We start from the raw sequence: 22,408 nt of genomic DNA, 5'->3' as shown, positions 1-22,408 counted from the left end.
GCACAGCCGCCGGCGTCCGGAGACCCACCGCGTTGCACTAGGCGCTGAGTGCCCGACACTGTCCGCGGCCGCTGCGCGCGCCGCGCCCGATGGCCGCGGCCGGTGGTGGCTGTCTAGCGCTCAGCGCTTGGAGATGGGCACGTAATCGCGCTGCTGCGGCCCGCAATAGATCTGCCGCGGGCGGCCGATGCGATTGGCCGGGTCGCTCATCATCTCCATCCAGTGCGAGACCCAGCCCACGGTTCGCGCCAGCGCGAACATCACCGTGAACATATTGCGGGGGATGCCCAGCGCGCTGTAGATGATGCCGGAGTAGAAGTCCACGTTGGGGTAGAGCTTGCGCTCGACGAAGTACTCGTCGTGCAGCGCGATCTCCTCCAGCTTGAGCGCCAAATCGAACAGCGGGCTGTTGGCACCAGGCATCTCTTCCAGCACCTGGTGGCAGACCTCGCGGATGATCTTCGCACGCGGATCGTAATTCTTGTAGACCCGGTGGCCGAAGCCCATGAGCCGGAATGGGTCATCCTTGTCCTTCGCCTTGTCGATGTACTTGGGCACATTCGAGACATCGCCGATCTGGTGCAGCATATCCAGCACCGCTTCGTTGGCACCGCCATGCGCAGGCCCCCAGAGCGAGGCGATGCCGGCGGCGACACAGGCGAAGGGATTGGCCCCAGAGCTGCCGGCCAGGCGCACCGTGGAGGTGCTCGCATTCTGCTCGTGGTCCGCATGCAGAATGAACAGCAGGTTCAGCGCCTTCTCGGCGAGCAGCTCCGGCTCGTAGTCCGTACAGGGCGTCGCGAACATCATGTGCAGGAAGTTCGCCCCGTAGCGCAGGTCGTTGCGCGGGTACATGATGGGCTCGCCGACGTTGTGCTTGTAGGCGGCGGCGGCGATGGTCGGCACCTTGGCGATGAGCCGGTGCGCCGAGACCTCGCGGTAGTGCGGGTCGTGGACGTCGATGGACTCGTGATAGAAGGCCGACAGGGAGCCGACGACGCCGCAGAGGATAGCCATGGGGTGGGCGTCGTAGTGGAAACCGTCGAGGAAGTTCTTCAAGTTCTCGTTGAGCATGGTGTGGGTGGTGATCACCCGCTCGAAGTCCAGCAGCTCCTGCTCGCTCGGCAGCTCCGAGTAGAGCAGCAGATAGGCCACCTCCAAGAAGCTCGCCTTGGTCGCCAGCTGGTCGATGGGGTACCCGCGATAGAGCAGCACGCCCTGCTCGCCGTCGATATAGGTGATGGCGCTGTGGCAGCTCGCCGTGGCCATGAAGCCCGGGTCGTAGGTGAAGAACCCGGCATCGCGGTAGAGGGAGGAAATGTCGACGGCCGGCGGCCCGAGGGTGCCCTCCCGCAGCGGGAGCTCGTGCTCGCTCCCGTCCTGATGGCTGGTGATGGTGACGCTCTTCTCGGTCATGGACAAAACTCCTGGCTGCGGAGTGATTGCGTGCGCCGCCTCAGCCCGCAAAGCCGTCGCACCGCGGTCGCACCAGTTTGCACCATGATGGTGCTGGTTTGTGCTAACCCGGATCGGCAATCGGGGCAGAGGGCGGGCCGCGATGCAGTGAGGTCTGTATCGTCGACAGTGACGCCCAGCAGCAGCACCGGGCGGCAGGCTCCGCTCGCCGCCGGCTCACCGACCCGCGCAGCGGCAAGCCCCATGCAGGAAGAATGCCGCACTTCGGTCGGAAACGGCTCAGAGCTCCGCGAGGCGCTGAATATCCGCCCGCACTGCGGCCACCGAGTGCTCGAAGTCCTGGCGCTCGCGGTCGTCGAGCTCCAGCTCGACGACGCGGGCGAGACCGCTCTCGTCCAGCACGCAGGGCACGCCCATGGCGATGTCGCGCTCGCCGTACTCGCCCTCCAGCAGCGCCACACAGGGCATCAGCCGCTTGCGGTCGTTGCTGATGGCATCCACCATCGCCGCGACCGCCGCGGCCGGCGCGTCATAGGCGCTGGAGTTCTTGCGCAGCGCCAGGATCTCCGCACCGCCCTTGCGGGTGCGCTCGATAATCGCATCCAGCCGCTCCGGCGCGATGAAATTGCTCACCGGCACGCCGTTGATGGTGCAGTAGCGCGGCATGGGCACCATGGTGTCGCCGTGGCCGCCGAGGACGATGGTGGTGATGTCGAGCGCCGAGAAGCCGGTCTCCTCGGCGATGAAGGCGGCCATGCGCGAGGCATCGAGCACACCCGCCTGCCCGAACACCCGCGAGCGCGCCCAACCGGTGCGCTGGGCGATGCGATAGGTCAGGGTGTCGACGGGGTTCGAGACCACCAGAATGCTCGCGTGCGGGGCATGGGCGAGGATGTGGTCGGTGACCTCGTCGATGATCGCGACGTTCGCCGCCAGCACATCCGAGCGCGACATGCCGGGCTTGCGCGGAAAGCCCGCGGTGACGACGACCAAGTCCGAGCCCGCCATCACGGCCGGGTCGTTGCTGCCGGTGAGGCGGCAGTCGAACTCGAAAAAGGGCGCGGTCTGGAAAATATCCAGCGCGACGCCCTCGGAGACGTCCTCGCGCACGTCATAGAGCGCGATTTCGCGGCACAGCTCTTCTTCGGCCAAGATCTGGGCGGTGGTCTCACCGACGCGCCCGGCGCCAACGATACTGATCTTCTGCACGGCAGCTCCTCCGGTTGGTAGCCCGACGGTCGCTGCGGGTCGGGCGTTGGGGTGGTGGGCGAGGGTCTCGATGCCCTCTGTTAGTCAACGCGGGGTCCGAGCGACACTGCTCAGTTGGCGGGCGCGGCAGGCGCGACGCCGCTGGCCACGGCCGCCGCCGCCACGGCCGGGGCTACGCGCTCGCGCAGCCGCGGGTCGAAGGGCTTGGGGATGATGTACTCCGGGCCATGGGCCAGCGCCTTGAGGCCGTAGGCATCCAGCACGGACTGCGGTACCGGCTCATGGGTGAGGTCCTTTAGGGCCTTCACGGCGGCGATCTGCATCTCTTCGTTGATGCGCGATGCCCGGGCGTCCAGTGCGCCGCGGAAGATGAACGGGAAGCCGAGGACGTTGTTGACCTGATTCGGGTAGTCCGAGCGGCCGGTGGCCATGATCATGTCGTCGCGCACCCCCCAGGCGATCTCCGGGCGGATCTCCGGCACCGGGTTCGACAGCGCGAAGACGATGGGCCGCGGCGCCATGGTCGCGAGCATGTCCGGCGGCAGCAGATCGGGGCCGGAGACGCCGATGAAGACATCGGCATCCACCAGGGCATCGCGCATGGTGCGCTTGTCGGTGTCCGCGGCGATGCCGAACTTGAACGGATTCAGGTCGCGGCGTCCAGTGTGGATCACGCCCTGGCGGTCGATGGCGTAGATGTTGTTGCGGTGCGCACCCAGGCTCATCAGCAGGCGAATGGACGCGATACCCGCGGCGCCGGCCCCGAGCACGACGATGCGGGCGTCCTCCAGGCGCTTGCCCTGGAGCTCCAGCGCGTTGAGCAGCCCGGCGGCGATGATGATGGCCGTGCCGTGCTGGTCGTCGTGGAACACCGGGATGTCCAGCTCCTCGATGAGGATCTGCTCCACCTCGAAGCAGTGCGGCGCGGCGATGTCCTCCAGGTTGATGCCGCCGAAGGTGGGTGCGATGCGTCGCACCGTCTCGATGAACTCCTGCGGATGGCGGGCGTAGACCTCGATGTCGAAGACGTCGATGTCTGCGAAGTGCTTGAACAGCACCGCCTTGCCTTCCATCACCGGCTTGCTCGCCAGCGGCCCCACGCCGCCGAGACCCAGCACCGCGCTGCCGTCGGTGATGACGGCCACCAGGTTGCCCTTGTTGGTGTAGCGATAGGCCGCCGAGGGCTCGGCGGCGATGCGGCGCACCGGCTCGGCGACGCCCGGCGTATAGGCCAGCGACAGATCGCGCTGGGTCGCGGCGGGCTTCTTGATCTCGACGGCCGTCTTACCCGGGACGGGCTTGGCGTGGTACTCGAGCGCCGCCCGATTCAGGTCGGCATCGGCATCGGCGAAGCTCTCGGCATTCGACATGTTGGGGTCTCGGCTCGGTGGGAGGCTCGCGGCGGCCATGGGGCGCGCGCGGCGGCATGGGGGGCGCGCGCGGCGGGCAGCGGCGTGGACGCGGTCTCCGACGGGCCCGGCCGATGCCTTGAGATCTGCCGGGAGGCCTGCCGGGGTCTAGACAGCAGCCGCCCCATGCCGGCGAGCAAAAGACAAGCATGTCGCCATCAACGCGGGAGCGCAAGACAGCGGAAACAATTGCCACTATTGCGGGCGCCGATGATTTGACCGGCCGCAAGCAAGCGAGGCCGGCCGCGCATTGCACGCGGCCGCGGGCGACAGCCCGAGACGAGGCTGCCGGGATGGTCGGGGCGGCAGCGCGGGGCCGCTCAGCGGCCGTAGCGGCGACGGAATTTGTCCACGCGGCCGCCGGTATCGAGGATCTTCTGCTTGCCGGTGTAGAAGGGATGGCAGGCGGAGCAGACCTCGACATGCAGCTCTTCACCGTGGGTGGAGCGTGTCGTGAAGCTGTTGCCGCAGCTGCACACGACCTTGATTTCCTGATAATTCGGGTGGATGTCGGCTTTCATGGCCCTGCGCCCTGATGGTTGCCTGCTGTGATGCCATGCGGCAGCACGTAAGGGGTTCGCACACTGCCAGACCGCCAGATGGTCTGGTCGACGGTAAACCGCACAGCATACGCTGAGCGCACCGAGGCCGCAATAGCCGCCGCAGGCCGCGACGTCATTCCTCGGCGAAGCCCGCCACCAAATCGTTCAGAAAACGCTGCCCCAGCGGTGTCGCTGCCAGCCGCTCCGGCGCCGGCTCCAGCAAGCCGGCCGCCGTCAACCGCGCCCGCGCCGACGCCAGCCGACTCGGCGGCAAGCCCGTGCGGGCCGCAAACAGCGCGCTCTCGACCCCGTCCACCAGGCGCAGCGCGTTCATCGCAAGCTCCAGCACCAGGTCCGCATCGCTGAGATCACAGCGGGTCGCGGGCTTGCTCGGCCGCGCCAGGTAATCCGCCGGCGAGCGCTTGTTGCTCCGGCGCACCACCGCACCCGTGGCCACATCCGTGAGCTTGCCATGGGCGCCGGCGCCGATACCCAGGTAGTCACCGAAGCGCCAATAGTTCAGGTTGTGCCGGCAGCGATACCCATCCCGGGCATAGGCCGAGACCTCGTAGCGCCCATAGCCGGCGGCCGCCAGGCGCGCAGCGCCCGCCTCGGCCATCGCATCCAGGCTGTCGTGGTCCGGCACCGGTGGCGGCCGATGGGCGAAGGCCGTATTGGGCTCCAGCGTCAGCTGGTAGTAGGAGATGTGCTCGGGCGCCAGCGCAATGAGCGCATCCAGGTCGGCGCGGGCCTCGGCCGGGGTCTGCCGCGGCAGCCCAAACATCATGTCCAGGTTGATGTTCTCAAAGCCGGCGGCGCGTGCCGCAGCGACGGCGGCGCGGGCCTGCTCGGGATCATGGATGCGCCCGAGGGCATCGAGATGCGCCGCCGACAGCGATTGCACCCCGATGGACAGCCGATTCACACCGGCCGCACGGTAGGCGCGGAAATGCCCGGCGTCCACCGTCCCCGGGTTGGCCTCCAGCGTGATCTCCGCGTCCGGGGCGAGCGCGCACCGGCTGCGGATCCCGGCCAGCAATCGGGCGACGGCGGCACCGGAGAACAAGCTCGGCGTGCCGCCGCCGATGAATATGGAGATCAGCCCGCGGCACGCCGCAGGCGCGCCCAGCTGGGCGTCGAGATCCGCCAGCAGGGCGTCGACATAGGCATCTTCCGGCAGCGGCTCGCTGGCGCGGTGGGAGTTGAAGTCACAGTAGGGGCACTTGCGCGGGCACCAGGGCAAGTGCACATAGAGCGCCAGCGGCGGCGCACCGGCGGTGAGCCGACGCTGCCCGACCGCCGCCGCGTGCGCCCCAGTGCCACTCACACCTGATCCCGCGCCTGCAGATAGGTCAGCTCCGAGATGGCACTCCATTCCTTCGCCTGCGTCAGGAATTTCCGATAGGACGCGAAGGCCTTCTGCGAGAAGGCATCCTGCTCGGCGATCTCCGCCACCACCTCGCTGGAGAGCTCGCGCAGCTTCTTGATGACATCGTCCGGATACTTGCGCAGATCGACGCCATGCTCGGTCAGCAGGGTCTGCAAGGCCGCCGGGTTGCGGGCCGTATATTCGGCGAGCATGTCCTGATTCACCACCTTGCAGGCGTTCAGCACGATGGCTTGCAGGTCCTTGGGCAGGCCGTCGAAGACCTCTTTGTTGAGCATTGCCTCCAGCACCGTGCCCGGCTCGTGCCAGCCGGGATAGTAGTAGTACTTGGCCGCCTTGTAGAGGCCGAAGGCGAGGTCGTTGTAGGGGCCCACCCATTCGGTGGCGTCGATGGCGCCGGATTGGAGCGACGTGAAAAGCTCGCCGCCGGGTAGGTTCACGGGCGTGCCGCCGGCGCGCTTCAGCACCTCGCCGCCGAGACCCGGGATGCGCATCTTGAGCCCCTTCAGGTCCTCCACGGAGTTGATCTCCTTGTTGAACCACCCGCCCATCTGCACGCCGGTGTTGCCGGCGGGGGCCGGCACCAGGCCGAATTCGGCATAGAGTTCGCTCCACAGCGCCAGGCCGCCGCCGTGGTACATCCAGCCATTCATCTCCTGAGCCGTCAGGCCGAAGGGGACGGTGGAGAAGAACTGCGCGGCCTCGCTCTTGCCCTTCCAGTAATAGGCCGAGCCATGGCCCATCTCTGCGGTGCCGCGGGAGACGGCGTCGAAGACCTCGAAGGCCGGCACCAGCTCGCCGGCGCCATAGACCTTTACTGCGATGCGCCCGCCGCTCATCTCGCCGATGATCTCGGCGAGCTTATTGGCGCCGGTGCCGAGGCCCGGGAAGTTCTTGGGCCAGGTGGTGACCATTTTCCATTCGTATTCGGGCTTGGCCCAGGCGCTGCGGGCGCCGAGCGCAGCGCCGGCGGCGGTGGCACCGGCGATGAAGGTGCGGCGTTGCATCTATTGCTCCTCGTCGTTGGTATCTTGGCGAAAGGGCGGTCGGCGGCGCCGGGCCGGACCAGAGCTCAGCCCCCGCGCCAGCGGCGCATGATCCACCTGGCACCCGCCGTCAGCAATACGACATTGAGCGAAGTACCGCCGGTGAACACCAAAAGATAGCCCAGATCCCGCAGCACTTGCGCCAGCGGTGAGCTCAAGGCGCGGAAGAAGCCGAGCGCCGCCAGCGACCAGGGCAGCGACGTCAGGGTCAGGGTGATCCCGGCGATGTCGAGAACCGCCGGTGGGCTCACGACGTGCGCCCGCAGCTCCCGCTCCAGCAGCGTATAGGCCAGCAAGAGCGCCAGCATCCCCAGGAACAGGCGCAGATAGCCCCTCACGCCGCGCGCCGCTGTCGCGAGCGGACGGCCGGCGCCGGCTGGCGCGTCAGCGCCGCCTGCGCCAAGCGGCCGCGACATTGCGCCGCAGCGCCCGCTCGACGCCGATGCGGCGGGTGGCCGCCGCCAGCAGCGCGTTCAGGATGGCCGCATTCGCGGCGATGCCGCAGCCGAGCCACAGCAGGAAGAGCAAATCGCGCACGGCAGCGCCGAGCAGCGAGTCGGTGGGCGCATGGAAGTCCAGAGCCAACAGCGCCCAAGGCATGGCGGCGGCGATCAGGAAGAATCCCTCGCGCTCGAAGCCCTGGGGCCAGAGGCCGAGCCAGCGCGAGAACACCAGCCCGGCGAAGAAGTACCAGAGCACCAACAGCAGGGTGACCTGGAAGATACGCAGCGCAGTCACGGCTCAGGCGGCCGGCGCCGCCCGGCGCATCGGCATCGCAGGTGGCGCCGCGCACGCCCACATCAGCCCACCGCATCGAGCCGGGCATAGGCCAGCACCAGCCACTTGGCCCCCACGGACTCGAAGTTGACCTGGATGCGGGCCTGGGCGCCGGCGCCCTCGGTGCTCAGCACCACGCCGGGGCCGAACTTTGGATGCACCACCTGCTGGCCCAGCTGGAAGCCGCCGTTGTTGGCTGCTGCGGCGCGCGTCGCGGGCTTGGCGACACCGCCGCCGCGGACCTCTTCCAGCAGCTCCGCCGGCACCTCCCGCAGGAAGCGCGAGGGCATCGGATACTCCTCGCGGCCGTGCAGGCGGCGGCTCTCGGCGTGGGTGAGATAGAGCCGCTGCATGGCGCGGGTCATGCCCACGTAGCAGAGCCGGCGCTCCTCTTCGAGCCGGGCCGGGTCATCGGCGGACATGCTGTGGGGGAAGAGTCCCTCCTCGACGCCGGTGACAAAGACCACCGGGAACTCCAGCCCCTTGGCGCTGTGTAGGGTCATCAGCTGCACGGCGTCCTGGACGTCGTCGGCCTGGGCGTCACCGGCCTCCAGCGCCGCATGCGCCAGGAAGCTGCCGAGCAGGTCCCCCTCGTCGTCGCCGGCTTCCGCGGCGAAGCGCCGGGCGGCCTCGCCGAGCTGCTCCAGGTTCTCGATGCGATCCACGCCGCGGCCGTCGCGCTCTTTCTTGTAGTGCTCCGGCAGCCCGGCGGCGACGATCACCTCGCCGGTGAGCTCGGAGAGATCCGCCGGCGGCTCGGCGCCCGCCTCCGCCGCGTCGCCCTCGGCCCGCCCGTGCAGCCCCTCGATCAGCTCCAGGAAGCGGCGCACGGCGCCGAGGGCGCGCGGCGGCAGGGCGTTGCCGTCCACTACCGTCCGGGCCGCCGCCCACAGGGAGCCGCCGTCGGCGCGGGCCTGCTCGCGCAGCAGATCCAGGGTGCGCGGGCCGATGCCCCGCGGCGGCAAATTCACCACGCGCTCGAAGGCGCCGTCGTCATGGACGTTGATCAGCAGGCGCAGATAGGCCAGTGCGTCTTTGATCTCGGCGCGCTCGAAGAAGCGCTGGCCGCCGTAGACGCGGTAGGGGAGACCGGTTTGAATCAGCGCCTCTTCGAACAGCCGGGATTGCGCCGTGGTGCGATAGAGGATGGCGCACTCCGCCCGGGCCATGCCCTCGTCCACACAGTAGCGGCGGATACGCTCGACGACGAAGCGCGCCTCGTCCACCTCGTTGAAGGCGGCATAGCGGCGGATGGGCTCGCCGGCGCCGTCTTCGGTCCAGAGGCTCTTGCCGAGCCGGCTCGGGTTGTTGGCGATGAGCGCATTGGCGGCGCTGAGAATATTGCCGGTGGAGCGGTAGTTCTGCTCCAGGCGCACGACCTCGGTATTCGGGTAGTCGCGCTGGAAGCGCTGGATGTGCTCCACCTTGGCGCCGCGCCAGCCGTAGATGGACTGATCGTCGTCCCCCACCAGAAAGAGGTTGTCGCGCTCCCCCGCCAGGAGCCGCAGCCAGGCGTATTGGATGGCGTTGGTATCCTGGAACTCGTCCACCAGGATGTGGCGGAAGCGCTCGCGGTAATGGTGCAGAAGGTCCGGGCGGTCCCGCAGCACCTCATGGGCGCGCAGCAGCAGCTCGGCGAAGTCCACCACGCCGGCGCGCTCGCAGGTCTCCTGGTAGCGCCGGTAGATGTCGATCATCTGGTGCTGATAGAAGTCGCCGCCGCCGTCGACGTGCTGGGCGCGGCGGCCCTCGTCCTTGTGGCGGTTGATGAAGCCCTGCACCTGCCGCGGCGGCCAGCGCGCCTCGTCCAGCTCCATTTCCTTCAGCAGACGCCGCACTAGACGGTACTGGTCGTCGGCATCCAGGATCTGGAACTGCTGCGGCAGCTTGGCGTCCTGCCAGTGGGCGCGCAGGAAGCGATGGGCCAGCCCGTGAAAGGTGCCGACCCACATGCCGCCGATGGGCTGCGCCAGCATGCCCTCGATGCGCTGGCGCATCTCGCGTGCGGCCTTGTTGGTGAAGGTGACCGCCAGCAGCGCGTAGGGCGGCACCTGCTCCACCTGGATCAGCCAGGTAATGCGGTGCACCAGCACTCGCGTCTTGCCGGAGCCGGCGCCGGCGAGCACCAGTCGGTTGCCGGCGCCGGCGGCGACGGCCGTGCGCTGGGACTCGTTCAGGGCATCGAGGATCGGTGAGACGTCATCCATGCGCCCATTGTACCGGGAGTGCAGCCCAGCGCAGCCGGCGGCGGTGCAGCCGTGAGTCCGCTCGCCCTGCGCATTGCTCGCCGTCATGGGCCCTGTAGTATGCTGCGCGCGAGCCTGCGGCGGCGATGCCGACCGACCGTCCCGGCCGGGCCCGCCACGCAACGACATACGCCGCGGTAGGCGCGCCGCCACCGTCTCGACACCACCAAAGCCCGGAATTCTGCCCTGTGAGCGAGCTCAACAACGACACCCTGCTGCGCAGCTTACTGCGCGAACCCGTCGACTACACCCCCGTGTGGATGATGCGCCAGGCCGGCCGCTACCTGCCGGAGTACCGCGAGACCCGCGCCCAGGCCGGCAGCTTCATGGATTTGTGCCGCAACCCGGAGCTCGCCTGCGAGGTGACCATCCAGCCCCTGGAGCGCTTCCCGCTGGATGCCGCGATCCTATTCTCGGACATCCTCACCATCCCGGACGCCATGGGCCTCGGCCTCTACTTCGCCGAGGGCGAGGGACCGCACTTCGAGCACCCGGTGCGCTCCGAGGCGGACGTGGAGCGCGTGCATGTGCCGGACCCGGAGGACGAGCTGGGCTATGTCATGGACGCGGTGCGCGTCATCCGCCGCGAACTCGCGGGCCGGGTGCCGCTCATCGGCTTCTCCGGCAGCCCCTGGACGCTGGCCACCTACATGATCGAGGGCGGCACCACCAAGCACTTCGCGCTCAGCAAGGCGATGATGTTCGACCGCCCGGATCTGATGCATGCGCTGCTCGGCAAGGTGGCGGACGCGGTGACGCAGTATCTCAACGCCCAGATCGCCGCCGGTGCCCAGGTGGCCATGGTGTTCGACACCTGGGGCGGGGTGCTCACGCCCGGGGACTACCGCGAATTCTCCCTGCGCTACCTCGAGCGCATTGTCGAGGGCCTCACCCGCGAGGCCGACGGCCGCCGCGTGCCCGTGGTGCTCTTCTCCAAGGGCGCCGGTCAATGGCTGGACCGCATGGCCGAGACCGGCTGCGACGCCCTCGGCGTCGACTGGACCACCGATCTTTCCGACGCACGCCGCCTGGTGCAGGACAAGGTCGCCTTGCAGGGCAACCTGGACCCTTGCACCCTGTATGCCTCGCCGGCGCGCATCGAGCGCGAGGTCGGCCGGGTGCTGGCAAGCTACGGCGCCGGCAACGGCCATGTGTTCAATCTCGGCCACGGCATCCATCCGGACACCAACCCGGACCACGCCGCGGCGATGGTGGAGGCCGTGCATACACTGAGCCGCCCCTACCACGCGACAGCGTAGAGACCGGGCCGCGACGGGCCACCGGCATCCGCCCGAGCCGCCGGAGACCCGAATGCCAACATGAAGCCGTGGTGAGCTCCCCTGATCGCCTAGTGATCCCCCTAGTGATCCCCCTAGTGATCCCCCCAGTGATCCACTCGTGAGCCAGACCCACCAGCTCCCCGGCGCCGAGCCGCCGCTGTCCCTACCCGGCAGCGGCGGCCCGCGCATCGAAGTGGTCACGGGCGCCGAGGGGCAGGATCACAGCTCGCTGCCGCGGCGCAGCCCCTGGTCGCTGGCGCTGTGGTTCCTGGTCGTCTTCACGCTGGTGGCCGCGCCGCTGACCATTTGGAACTTCAGCCGCCCGCCCGTCTACCGCGCCACGGCTACCGTGCTCACCACCGTGCCGGCGGAGCGCAGCGGCGCCGGGCGCAGCGAGGCGGATGTGCAGCACGTCGCCATCCAACGCCAACTGTTGCTCGGCCGCCAGCTCCTCACCGACACCATCGAGCGGGTCGAGGACGCCGGCGCCACACCGCCGCCGACGCCCGACGACTTGCGCCCGCTGCTGACCGTCGACCCCATCCCCGGCACCAACCTCGTGGAGCTGAGCGCCGAGGGCGGCGAGCCGCTGCTGCTCGCCGACGTCGTCAACGCTTGGCTCGACGCCTACGAGGCCATGCGCCAGGCCGAGATCGAGGCCCGCCTCGGCACCCAGCTGGAGCAGCTCAGCGATCAGGCCGACTCCCTGGAGACCAAGATCGCCGCCAAGCGCGCCGCGCTGACCCGCTTTCGCGAGCAGCACGACATCGTCACCCTGGAGCGCGACAACAACCGGGCGCTGAAGCGCCTGAGCACCCTGCAAAGCTCGCTGGCCGACGCCGAGGATGCCCAGATCAAGGCCAAGGCCAAGCTCGCGGCCATGCAGGCCGCCGCCGCCCGCGGCGAGCCGGTGCTGGCGAAAGCGGCGGCCGCGAGCCTGGCGCAGCTCGCGGAGCGGGAATCGGAGCTCGCCGTGCGCGTCGAGCAGCTGCAAAAGCGCTATACGGAGATGTTCATCCAGAACGACCCGAACAAGCGCGCCCTGCCGGAGGAGCTCCAGCGCGTTCGCGCGCGCATGCAGACCGTGCGCCGGCAGGGCGCCGAGGCGGCACTCACCGAGGCCCGGCGGGAAGTGGAGACCACCACCGACCGGCTGTTCCGCCTCCAGCGCGAGCTGGCCGAGCAAAAGCGCGTCGCCTCGCGCTTCAGTGCCGATTTCGAGACCTATCAGGATCTGCAATCGGACCTAAAGGCCCTCGACGAGATGCAGCGCAACAACGAGCGTGAGCGGGTGGCCATGGAGACCCGTGCCATCGACGGCTATCCCCAGATCGAGATCATCGAGCCGGCCCATCCGCCGCGCGACTGGGCACACCCCCACTACCTGCGCGACCTCGGCCTCACCGTCGCCGCCGCCGGCGGCGCCGGTCTGCTGACCGTCTTCGGGCTCGTGCTGCTGGACACCGCCCGGCGGCCCCGCCGCAGCCCCATGACCGGCGTGCGCATCTGGGGCGCAGACGGCGAGCGCGGACCCACCGGCGGCCAGCGGGGCTGGCTGCCCGGCGGCGGTGCACAGCCGGAGCTGGGCCACAGGCCGCCCGCGGACGGCGAGCCCGCTGCGCTGCCGAGCACGGCACCGCGCCAGCTCATGGGCGGGGAGGTGGAAGCCCTCTGGGAGCTCGCCGACGACGCCGAGCGCCAGCTCATGGGCCTGCTGCTCTGCGGTCTGGACCTGCCGGAGATTACGGCCCTGACCCCGGCTCAGGTCGACCTCGCAGAAGGGACGGTGACGGCTCCGGGCGACGGCCGCCGCATTCCCTTGCCGCCGGCGCTGGTGGCGCTGCTCGCCGCGGCGGAGCGCGTGCCCGCCTGGCGCAGCACGGCCGAGGCCGAGGAGCTCGCCCGGCGCCTGCCGCTGCTGGCGCTGGATGCCGGCATCGCGCATGCTGCGGAGGTCACCCCCGGGGCGCTGCGCCACACCTATCTCGCCTACCTGGTCCGCCAGGGCGCCCGCCTGACGGAGCTGCACCACGTCGCGGGCCCCATGGACGCAGCGAGCGTGCAGCGCTACGCGCCGCTCTCCCCCGCCGGCGCCTCACGTCCGCTGGCACAGCTGGAGCTGGCCTATCCAGTGCTGGCCTGAGCACGCGCCGGCCCCGAGCGCAGGCCTCAGCGCCCGGGCCGCACCAGGCCACCCAACCCGATCTCTTCCAGCGCGTCCATCAACAGCGCCCGTACGCAGGCGCCGCGCTCGCACAACAGCGCCCGGCCCAATAGCTCGCGGGCACGGGTGCGGCTGATGCTGCGCACGACGCCTTTGACCCGCAGCAGGCTGCCGGCGCCCATGCTGAGGCTGTGCACCCCGAGCCCCAACAACAGCGGCGTCGCCCGCGGGTCGCCGGCGAGCTCGCCGCAGACGGTCACCTCGCGGCCATGGGCGCGGGCGGCGTCCGTCACCTGGGTCAGCGCCCGCAGCACCGCCGGGTGGAGCTCGTCGTAGAGGGCGGCGACCCGGGCGTTGTTGCGGTCCACTGCGAGCAGATACTGGGTCAGGTCATTGGTGCCCACCGACAGGAAGGACACGCGCCGCGCCAGCACGTCGGCCTGGTAGACGGCCGCCGGCACCTCGATCATCACCCCCACCGGCGGCAGGCGGACGGCGTGCCCTTCTTCCTGCAGCTCGTCGCAGGCGCGCTGAATCGAGTCCAAGGCGTCATCGAGCTCGTCGACGCTGGTGATCATCGGCAGCAGGATTTGCAGGTTGTCCAAGCCCACCGCCGCGCGCAGCATAGCCCGGACCTGGGTCATGAAGATCTCTGGGTGGTCGCGGGTGATGCGGATGCCGCGCCAGCCGAGGAAGGGGTTGGACTCGTGCACCGGAAAATAGGGCAGCGGCTTGTCGCCGCCCACGTCCAGGGTGCGGATGGTCACCGGCCGGGGTGCAAAGGTGGCCAGCACTTGGCGGTAATGTCTGCGCTGGGTTTCCTCGCCGGGGAAGCGGTCGCGCACCATGAAGGGCAGCTCGGTGCGATAGAGCCCGACGCCGGCGGACTCGTCGATGCCGAGGGGGCGCTGCTCCACCACCAGCCCCGTATTCAGGTACAACGGCAGGGCGAAACCGTCCGTGGTCTCCGAGGGCAGGCCCCGCAGGGCTTCGAGCTCCGCGGAAAAGGCCCGCTCCTCCGCCGCCAGACGGCGATATTCAGCCGCGACAGTCGGCGACGGCTCCACATAGACCCGCCCTCGGTAGCCGTCGACGATCATCGAGCAGCCTTCGAGCCGGCTCACCGGCAGCTCCAACACGCCCACGGCGGCGGGCACGCCCATGCCGCGGGCGAGGATGGCCACGTGTGAGGAGGCGGAGCCGCGTCGACTCACGATGCCCGCCAGCGACGCCCGGGGCACCGCGGCAATCTCCATGGCGCTGACTTCATCCCCCACCAGGACCGTCTGCGCCGGGTAATCCGCCTGGGGCGCGGCGCCGTGCTGCAGGCGCAGCAGCACCTGGCGTCCGAGGTCGCGGACATCCGCGCCGCGCTCGCGCAGGTAGGGATCATCCACGCGGTCGAATTCCGCCAGCAAGTCCGCGACCGTGGCGCGCAAGGCGCCCTGCGCCCAACTGCCGGCGCGGATGCGCTGGATGGTGTCGGCAACGAAGCTCTCGCTCTCCAGCATCAGCCGCCAGGCATCGAACAAGGCCTGATCCTCGTCGCGCAGCGTGCCGCCCATGCGCTCGGCGAGGCGGGCGATGTCCTCGGCGACACCGGCAACGGCGCCGCGAAAGTCTCGGACTTCGGCCTCGGGGTCCGCGGCGGGCTTGTCCGGCACCGCGTCCAGATCGGCGGGGGCATAGACGACAAAGCCGGTGCCCATGCCCACCCCCGGGGCAGCGGCGATGCCCTCCAGGAAATGGCTGGGCAATCCGGGCTGCTGCAGCCGCGCCAGCTCGCCGCTGCCCCGCGCCAGGGCAATGGCGGCCGCGAGCTGCACCGCCAGGGTGACGACGAAGGTCACCTCATCGTCTTCGAAGCGCCGCGCCATGCGGCGGCGCAGCACCAGGACGCCCAGCACCCGGCGATGCTGAATGATGGGCACGCCGAGGAAGCCGTGGAAGGGCTCCTCGCCGCTGTCGGTGATGGCGAGATAGCAAGCGTGGGTGTGGGCGTCGTCGAGGTTGACGATGTCGGCGCGCTCGGCGGCACGACCGATGAGCCCGCGGTGCAGGGAGATGCGCACACGGCCTACCGAGTCCGGCGGCAGACCGTCAGTGGCCATGAGCACATGCTCGCGGCGGTTGGCGTCGGTGAGATAGACGGAGCAGACATCAGCGCCGATGGCCTGCTTGACCTCGCGGACCACCACCGCGAGCGCCGCGTCCAGCGCCGGCGCTCGGTCCACAGCGTCGATGATGCGCCGCAGTGTCGCGAGCATGGCCGAAACGAGGCGCCGCCGCCCGTGCGCAACCGCCGCCGCGCTGTCAGCGCCGGCGTTGGCGCATCTGGCCGACCACCCGGGGCGCGCGGTGCTGGCCGCCGGGCCGGGGCGCATCGACATGCCGCTTCACGGCGGCTTTGCCGGATTCTTCGGGGTGCTCAGGCTGGGGCGTGCCCTCGGGATAGAGCAGCGGCGCCAGCTCCTCGAGCGCCTGGGCGTAGACGTGGCGCTTGAAGTAGACCACCTCACGCAGCGGGTGCCAGTAGCGCACCCAGCGCCAGGCGTCGAACTCGGGCTTTTCGGACCGATCCAGGCAGAAAGAGCTCTCGCCGCAATCCACACGCAGCATGAACCAAACCTGCTTCTGACCGATGCAGATGGGTCCGCAGCGCCGGCGGATGAAGCGACGCGGCAGACGGTAGCGCAGCCAGCCCTGGGTGCAGCCCAGCACCGTGACCTGCTCGGGCAACAGGCCGACCTCTTCTTCCAGCTCCCGATACATGGCCTCCAGCGGCGTCTCGTCGGAGCGGATGCCGCCCTGGGGAAACTGCCAGGCGTTCTGGCCGATACGGCGCCCCCAGAACAGTCGGCGCTGCTCGTTGCTCAGAATGATGCCGACGTTGGGCCGAAAACCGTCCGGGTCGATCAAGGTGATGTACCTCGTTGAGTGCACCGGCATTTTTCCACATCCGCCGGCAACCGGGCAAATCCACAAGTATTTCAGTCTTTGCTGATGCGACGATATTCCGCTAGGTTGAAGCATATTCGTCTTACAGCGCCGACCGAGGCACCATGTCGCTCGCCATCTTCGATCTGGACAATACCCTGCTCGCCGGCGACTCGGACTACCTCTGGGGACAGCATCTGGTAGCCCGGGGTGTCGTCGACGGCGCCGCCTACGCAGCCGCCAATGCCCGCTTCTATGAAGACTACAAGGCCGGGCGCCTGGATATCGATGCCTTCCTCGCCTTCGCCCTGCGCCCGCTGCGGGACAATCCGCTGGAGTCCTTGCAGACCTGGCGGGAGGAGCTCATGGAGCGGCACATCGCCCCGCTGATCCGCCAGCCGGCATTGGATCTGGTCGCGCGGCACCGGGCCGCCGGGGACACACTCCTGGTCATCACGGCCACCAATACCTTTGTCACCGCGCCCATCGTCGCGCGCTTCGGTATACCGCATCTCATTGCGACGGAGCCGGAGCACGACGGGGCGAGCTTCACGGGCCGCGTCGCCGGCACCCCGGCCTTCCGCGAGGGCAAGGTGAGCAGGCTCATGGACTGGCTCAGCGAGCACGACGAGACACTCGCCGGCAGCCATTTCTACAGCGATTCCATCAACGACCTGCCCCTGCTGGAGCGCGTCGACCATCCGGTTGCCGTGGACCCGGACCCGCTGCTGGCCGAAGCGGCGCAGAGCCGCGGCTGGCCGGTGATATCCCTGCACCAGCGCGTGTCCTGAGCGCGCGCGGCGACCAGCCGCCGCAGCCGCTCGCCTCGGCATGGCGCTCGCCGATCCGGCAGGTGCGCTTCATCTTTTCGTCACCAGACGCTCATCGCCTTGCAATGCAGGTGGGCTATGTTGAGCTATTCATCGCAGGTCCTGCGTTTGGATGAGGTGAGCCCATGGGAGTCAATGTATCCGCGCTCCCGGTGCGCCGGGGGGAGCGGCTCTATGTGGAGCTTGCGGCGGGGCCGCAGGCCGTGCGCCAGGCGCAAGCGCTGCGTTATCGCGTCTTCGGCGAAGAGCTGGGCGCGCGGCTCAAAGACCCCCAAGCGGGTCTCGACGCCGACGAGCTCGACGCACACTGCCACCATCTCCTCGTGCGGGAGACGCGCACCGATCGGGTGGTGGGCTGCACCCGGCTGCTGAAGGGCGAGACGGCCCGGCGCATCGGCGGCTTCTACTCGGCGCACGAGTTCGATCTGGGGGCCATTCCGGCGCTGCCGGGCAAGCTCCTGGAGGTCGGGCGCACCTGCATCTCCGCCGAATGCCGCAAGGGCGCCGCGATCGCCGTGCTTTGGTCCGGCATTGCAGGCTATATTGAGCTGCACGACATCGACTACCTGTTCGGCTGCGCCTCAGTACCGCTGGGCGAAGGCGACCTGCACGCGGCGGCGGTTATGAACCGGCTGCGCCGGCAGGCCATGGCGGCACCGGCGCTCAGGGTGACGCCCAAGGCGCCTCTGCTGGGTGCCGATGTGCGCGAAGATGTCCTGGACGCGCCCTTGCCGCCGTTGCTCAAGGCCTATGTGCGCTTGGGCGCCCGGGCCTGTGGCGAGGCCTGCCGCGACCCGGACTTCGGGGTGGGCGACATACTGATGCTGCTGGATCTGGGCGACCTGAATCCGACCTACGCCCGCCACTTTCTGGAGCGTGTCAGCGAGCATTGAGCAAAGCGCGACGGCTGATCCCAACCTGGCGGGCCCTGCGCCTGGGCGAGCACTTGCTTACCGGGGCCATGCTCGGCGCCGGCGTGGCGGTGCTCGGCCGGCTCGGTGCGCCCCGGCCCTGGCTGCCCAGCCTGGTGGGCTGGTGGCATCGCCGCCTGTGCCGCTGCCTGGGCGTCGAGGTCAGCTGCCGAGGGACTGCGGCATCGGGCGCGCTGCTCGCGGTCAACCACGTCTCCTGGCTCGACATCCCTGTGCTCGGGGGTGCTGCGCCGGCGCACTTCGTCTCCAAGGCGGAAGTGCGGCGTTGGCCGGTGGTCGGCTGGCTCGCCCACCTCGCCGGCACGCTGTTCCTGCGCCGCGGCGCCCATCAGGCGGCGGATCTGGCGCGCGAGATCACGGCTCGATTGCGCGCCGGTAGGCGTGTCGCGATCTTCCCGGAAGGCACCACAGGCGACGGCCGCGGGCTGCTGCGCTTCCATGCGCGGCTGTTTGCCGCGGCGGACGACCGCGATATCCCGGTGCAGCCCGTTGCCATCCGCTACGGTGGAGGTCCCGAGCCGGACGCCGTTGCGCCCTTCGTGGGAGACGACACCCTGCTCGCGCACCTCGGGCGCGTGCTGCGCCATCCGCAGCTGACGGTCACCCTGACCTTTCTGCCACCGGTGACGATGCCCGCGGGCCGGCGGCGCGAGCTGGCCGAGGCCGTGCGCGCAGCCATCGCAGAGGAGCTCGGGCGGCTTGGCCGCGGGGCTGCGGCAGCCGGCGGCGCGCAGCCGGCCGCATTCGCACCGGACACCGCCTGAGCGGCGGTGCTGCCGGCGTCAGCACCAGTGGCCGACGCCATGCCGAATCTCAATTACACCGCCATGCGCATCGCCGTTGTCACCGAAACCTATCCGCCGGAGATCAACGGCGTCGCCAACACCATGCGTCAGCTGGTGAGCGGGCTCGGCGAGCGCGGCCACCAGGTCTTGCTGGTGCGCCCGCGCCAAGCCAGCGATCGACGGGGTCGGGCGCCGCGGGGTCACTTCCTGGTGCCCGGGCTGCCGATCCCGGGCTACCGCGGTCTGCGCTTCGGGCTGCCGGTATACTGGCGACTGCGGCACCTGTGGCTGCGCCTGCGACCCGACGTGCTCTATGTCGCCACCCAAGGGCCGCTGGGCCACGCCGCCCTGAATGCGGCCCTGCGCGCATCCATCCCCGTCATTACCGGCTTCCACACCCAGTTCCACCAATACAGTCGCCACTATGGCCTGGGTCTGCTGACTCGCCCCATCGTCAATACCCTGAAGAACTTCCACAACCGCTCCGACGCGACCCTGGTGCCCACCACGACGCTGCGCAGTCAGCTCAACGAAGCCGGCTTCCGCAATGTCCATCTATTCAGCCGCGGCGTCGACACCAAGCTCTTCGATCCAGCCCGGCGCAGCGATGCGTTGCGACGCCAGTGGGGCTGCGGTCCCGACAGCATCGTCGCCCTCTACGTCGGGCGCATCGCCGCCGAGAAGAACATCGACCTCGCACTAGCCACCATGGACGCCCTGACCGCAGACTTCGACGATGTGCGCTGCGTGCTGGTGGGCGATGGACCGGAGCACGCGCGCCTGGCACGCACGCATCCACGCTGCCGCTTCGTCGGCGCGAAGGTGGGCGAGGAGCTCGCCGCCCATTACGCGAGCGGCGACTTGTTTCTGTTCCCGAGCCTCACGGAGACCTTTGGCAACGTGGTCACGGAGGCCATGGCGAGCGGCCTCGCCGTCAACGCCTTCGACTACGCCGCCGCGCACGAGCACATTCGACACGCCAGCAACGGGTTGCTATCACCCTTCGGCGACAACAGAACCTTCCTCGAGCAGGCCCTGGCGGCCGCTGCCACGCCGCAGCGTCTGCGGGCCATGGGCGCGGCCGCACGCCGCACGGCGGAGTCGCTGAGCTGGCCGCAGGTCATCGCGACGGTGGAAGAGCGCCTGATGGAGGTGCTGCGGGAAAGCCGCGCTACCGCTGCCGAGAGGAAGCTCGGTCAGTCCGGTCCGACCCCGTCGCGCAACGGCGCCTGAGGGTGCGTCTCACCAGCGATGACTCCGGCGGGGCTCTGCCAGGCCGACGCGGATCGCGCTGCGGGCGGACACCAGACGCGGCGATGCAGCCGGGCTACCGATCCGCGGACACAGCGGCTCGGCATCAACGGGGCGCCGACAGGAGGCTCGAAGCTTGGAAGGCCCAACGCGCAAGCGCCTGACCCAATGGCCGAGGAGACCGGGAGGAGGGGGCAGGTCGGCGGAGGACTGCCGGGGCAGGGAGTGCCGCGTCCTTGCGGCGGGTAGGGTCCTGTAGCCGGCATTGCCCCGCCACCAGCAGGGCAATGCGCGGTGATGGGACGACCTTACTTCGCGTCGGACTGGCTCGGCTGAGCCGGAGCGGCGGGGGCCGCCGGCATGCCGTAGGGCGCACCATAAGGCGCCGCATAGCCCGGGTAGCCGCCGCCGTAGCCGTAGCCCGGGTAGCCGTAGCCGCCGCCGTAGGGGTAGCCGGAGCCATAGCCGCGGCCATAGCCGTAGCCGCGACCATAGCCCCGGCCGTAGCCGCGGCCGCCGCCGGACATGCTCATGTTGAAGTCGCCGTAGCCATCGCCGAACATGTCGCTGAACATGTCACCGACGCCGTCACCCCAGCCGGAGCCGTAGCCCGGGCCGCCCCAGCCCGGACCCCACCAGGCACTGGCGGATGCGGAAACACCGAGCAGAGCGGCGACGGCGGCGGCGGTAGCAAGCTTTTTCATCTGTATTCTCCTGAGATTCTGGGTTAGCAAGCGCTGCGCGCTTTGCGCAACAGCGAGATCCATAATATTAGAATTTTCTAAATTAGGAAACATTTATTTTCAATCGCATAAATGTTTGCCATAAACTTTAGCTATCTGGCAGGAGTCGCATGGACAAGTCCACCGCCTGCACACTCTTGGTCAGATCACCGACGGAGATATCATCGACGCCGGTTTCTGCGATGACCCGCAGCCGGTCCAAGGCGACACCGCCCGAGGCCTCGAGCCGTGCCCGGCCCTGATTCACAGCCACCGCACGGCGCAGATCATCGAGGCCGAAGTTGTCCAGGAGCACCCGCTCGACCCCGGTCTGCAGTGCCTCCTCCAGCTGCGCGATGGATTCCACCTCGATCTCCACGGGCACCGCCGGCGGCACTTGGCGCCTTGCCGCATCGATGGCAGCAGCAATGGAGCCAGCCGCTGCGATGTGGTTCTCCTTGATCAAAACCGCGTCGTACAGGCCCATGCGATGGTTGTGGCAGCCGCCGCAGCACACGGCGTACTTTTGCTCGCGCCGCAGGCCGGGCAGGGTCTTGCGGGTGTCCAAAATCCGCACTGGCAGACCCGCAACCGCCTCGGCGTAGCGCCGGGCCCGGGTGGCCGTGGCGGAGAGCGTCTGCAGATAGTTCAGGGCCGTGCGCTCGGCGGTGAGCAGGGCGCGCAGCGGTCCCTGGATTTGGCACAGCAGCGCCCCTGACTCCAGCGCGTCACCATCGGCGGCGAGCCAGTCCATGGCAACCCCGTCGTCGATGAGCCGGAAGCTCTGCTCGAACCAGGCTCGGCCGCAGAGCACCGCCGGCTCGCGCGCGACCACCTGCGCGTACGCTCGCTGCCGGGCCGGCAAGAGTGCGGCGGTCAGGTCGCCGGCGCCGACGTCCTCTTCCAGGGCGCGCTGCACATGCGCACGGATGTGATCGGGCGGCGGCAGACAGGCGGCGAGTCCGGTGGATGCTGACGCTTCTGACATGGCGGGACCTGCGGCGGTTGAGCCTGGCGCCAACGGGGGCGCTCGCTAGGATGATACTCTTTGCAACGCAGCTGGGCGCCGCGCGGGGCGTGCCATGGGGGTCGTAGCGGCCCTCACCCGGGAGGTGACCTTGAAATCGATACGAATTCTCAAATTGCGCAAGCACTTGTAGCTGCGACGAAGCGCTCAACTGCCGTTTCTAGGTTCAAAGTAGCTCGCATAGCTGCGGTCGCTCTCCGCCTTGTCGGCGAGTCGGATGATCGGCTTGCAGTTTAGTAGCATTCGCCCCTGCTGGCGCAGACTCGCCGGCAATGGCGGCTCCATTCGGCACACTGATGACAAAACGCGGTAGAGGAGCGCCGAGCATGTCCGAGCCTGCGCCCGCCCGCGTGCGCGATATCGTGACGTGGGCCTTCGACGCCGTCATCACAGGGACGGCCGCTCGGCGGCACTGTGGGGCGGCGGCATTGGGGCGGCGGCATTGGGG

Annotated in this window: 19 protein-coding genes; 6 read left to right on the top strand and 13 right to left on the bottom strand. The window is 69.1% G+C overall.

Features of this window, described 5'->3' with window-relative positions; translation table 11 throughout:
- Positions 1-120: 120 nt before the first annotated feature.
- The 9 genes from CKO31_RS20560 to uvrD all read right to left on the bottom strand — a co-directional run bounded on the left by CKO31_RS20560 (position 121) and on the right by uvrD (position 9,993).
- Complete coding sequence (locus tag CKO31_RS20560) at positions 121-1,416, bottom strand: citrate synthase (protein WP_200240981.1); 1,296 nt, start codon at positions 1,414-1,416, stop codon at positions 121-123.
- Positions 1,417-1,695: 279 nt separating this feature from the next.
- A complete protein-coding gene (gene mdh / locus CKO31_RS20555; protein ID WP_200240979.1) occupies positions 1,696-2,625 on the bottom strand; it encodes a malate dehydrogenase in 930 nt (309 codons plus the stop codon).
- Positions 2,626-2,735: 110 nt separating this feature from the next.
- Positions 2,736-3,995, bottom strand: coding sequence for a malic enzyme-like NAD(P)-binding protein (locus CKO31_RS20550; protein ID WP_200240977.1), 1,260 nt, complete (start codon positions 3,993-3,995; stop codon positions 2,736-2,738).
- Between the two features lie 359 nt (positions 3,996-4,354).
- A complete protein-coding gene (gene rpmE, locus CKO31_RS20545) occupies positions 4,355-4,555 on the bottom strand; it encodes a 50S ribosomal protein L31 (protein WP_200240976.1) in 201 nt (66 codons plus the stop codon).
- A 154-nt stretch (positions 4,556-4,709) separates the two neighbouring features.
- A complete protein-coding gene (hemW, locus tag CKO31_RS20540; protein WP_322789193.1) occupies positions 4,710-5,903 on the bottom strand; it encodes a radical SAM family heme chaperone HemW in 1,194 nt (397 codons plus the stop codon).
- The gene (locus tag CKO31_RS20535; RefSeq protein ID WP_200240972.1) at positions 5,900-6,970 is read right to left on the bottom strand and encodes a TRAP transporter substrate-binding protein; all 1,071 of its coding nucleotides are present in this window, start codon (positions 6,968-6,970) and stop codon (positions 5,900-5,902) included. Before CKO31_RS20535 ends, hemW begins: the two co-directional genes overlap by 4 nt.
- A 65-nt stretch (positions 6,971-7,035) precedes the next feature.
- Positions 7,036-7,347, bottom strand: a complete 312-nt coding sequence (locus CKO31_RS20530) for a hypothetical protein (RefSeq protein WP_200240971.1) — start codon at positions 7,345-7,347, stop codon at positions 7,036-7,038.
- Between the two features lie 46 nt (positions 7,348-7,393).
- On the bottom strand, positions 7,394-7,747 hold the full coding sequence (locus CKO31_RS20525; RefSeq protein WP_200240969.1) for a hypothetical protein: 354 nt from the start codon (positions 7,745-7,747) through the stop codon (positions 7,394-7,396).
- A gap of 62 nt (positions 7,748-7,809) precedes the next feature.
- Complete coding sequence (gene uvrD / locus CKO31_RS20520; protein ID WP_200240967.1) at positions 7,810-9,993, bottom strand: DNA helicase II; 2,184 nt, start codon at positions 9,991-9,993, stop codon at positions 7,810-7,812.
- A gap of 227 nt (positions 9,994-10,220) precedes the next feature.
- Between uvrD and hemE the strand changes: the two genes are divergently transcribed.
- Positions 10,221-11,291 (top strand): uroporphyrinogen decarboxylase, encoded by a 1,071-nt coding sequence (hemE, locus tag CKO31_RS20515; RefSeq protein ID WP_200240965.1) that lies wholly within the window; start codon positions 10,221-10,223, stop codon positions 11,289-11,291.
- A gap of 139 nt (positions 11,292-11,430) precedes the next feature.
- Complete coding sequence (locus CKO31_RS20510; RefSeq protein WP_200240963.1) at positions 11,431-13,455, top strand: GumC family protein; 2,025 nt, start codon at positions 11,431-11,433, stop codon at positions 13,453-13,455.
- Positions 13,456-13,481: 26 nt separating this feature from the next.
- Here CKO31_RS20510 and ptsP read toward each other — a convergent pair whose 3' ends face one another.
- Both ptsP and CKO31_RS20500 read right to left on the bottom strand, forming a co-directional pair.
- Positions 13,482-15,743 (bottom strand): phosphoenolpyruvate--protein phosphotransferase, encoded by a 2,262-nt coding sequence (ptsP, locus tag CKO31_RS20505; protein WP_200240962.1) that lies wholly within the window; start codon positions 15,741-15,743, stop codon positions 13,482-13,484.
- A gap of 46 nt (positions 15,744-15,789) precedes the next feature.
- Positions 15,790-16,395, bottom strand: coding sequence for an RNA pyrophosphohydrolase (locus CKO31_RS20500; RefSeq protein WP_200240991.1), 606 nt, complete (start codon positions 16,393-16,395; stop codon positions 15,790-15,792).
- Between the two features lie 143 nt (positions 16,396-16,538).
- Here CKO31_RS20500 and CKO31_RS20495 point away from each other — a divergent pair, with 143 nt between their 5' ends.
- From CKO31_RS20495 to CKO31_RS20480, 4 genes are all read left to right on the top strand, one after another.
- Positions 16,539-17,204 carry a histidinol-phosphatase gene (locus CKO31_RS20495; protein WP_200240961.1) on the top strand — a complete coding sequence of 222 codons (666 nt, stop codon included), beginning with the start codon at positions 16,539-16,541 and terminating at the stop codon, positions 17,202-17,204.
- 164 nt (positions 17,205-17,368) lie between these two features.
- A complete protein-coding gene (locus tag CKO31_RS20490) occupies positions 17,369-18,136 on the top strand; it encodes a GNAT family N-acetyltransferase (RefSeq protein ID WP_200240960.1) in 768 nt (255 codons plus the stop codon).
- Positions 18,133-18,939, top strand: coding sequence for a lysophospholipid acyltransferase family protein (locus tag CKO31_RS20485; RefSeq protein WP_242475542.1), 807 nt, complete (start codon positions 18,133-18,135; stop codon positions 18,937-18,939). Before CKO31_RS20490 ends, CKO31_RS20485 begins: the two co-directional genes overlap by 4 nt.
- Before the next feature lie 63 nt (positions 18,940-19,002).
- Entirely contained in the window at positions 19,003-20,193 is a 1,191-nt protein-coding gene (locus tag CKO31_RS20480; protein WP_498370619.1) for a glycosyltransferase family 4 protein, read from the top strand.
- 326 nt (positions 20,194-20,519) lie between these two features.
- Here the strand turns inward: CKO31_RS20480 and CKO31_RS20475 are convergent, their stop codons facing one another.
- A complete protein-coding gene (locus CKO31_RS20475; protein WP_200240958.1) occupies positions 20,520-20,915 on the bottom strand; it encodes a sulfur globule family protein in 396 nt (131 codons plus the stop codon).
- A gap of 127 nt (positions 20,916-21,042) precedes the next feature.
- The gene (gene nadC / locus CKO31_RS20470) at positions 21,043-21,921 is read right to left on the bottom strand and encodes a carboxylating nicotinate-nucleotide diphosphorylase (RefSeq protein WP_200240957.1); all 879 of its coding nucleotides are present in this window, start codon (positions 21,919-21,921) and stop codon (positions 21,043-21,045) included.
- Between the last annotated feature and the right edge of the window lie 487 nt (positions 21,922-22,408).

The sequence above is a fragment of the Thiohalocapsa halophila genome (genome assembly GCF_016583825.1).
In the GTDB taxonomy this organism is placed as follows: Bacteria; Pseudomonadota; Gammaproteobacteria; order Chromatiales; family Chromatiaceae; genus Thiohalocapsa; species Thiohalocapsa halophila.
Note: the sequence above shows the minus strand (reverse complement) of the source record. Positions and strands in the feature narration are given on the sequence as shown.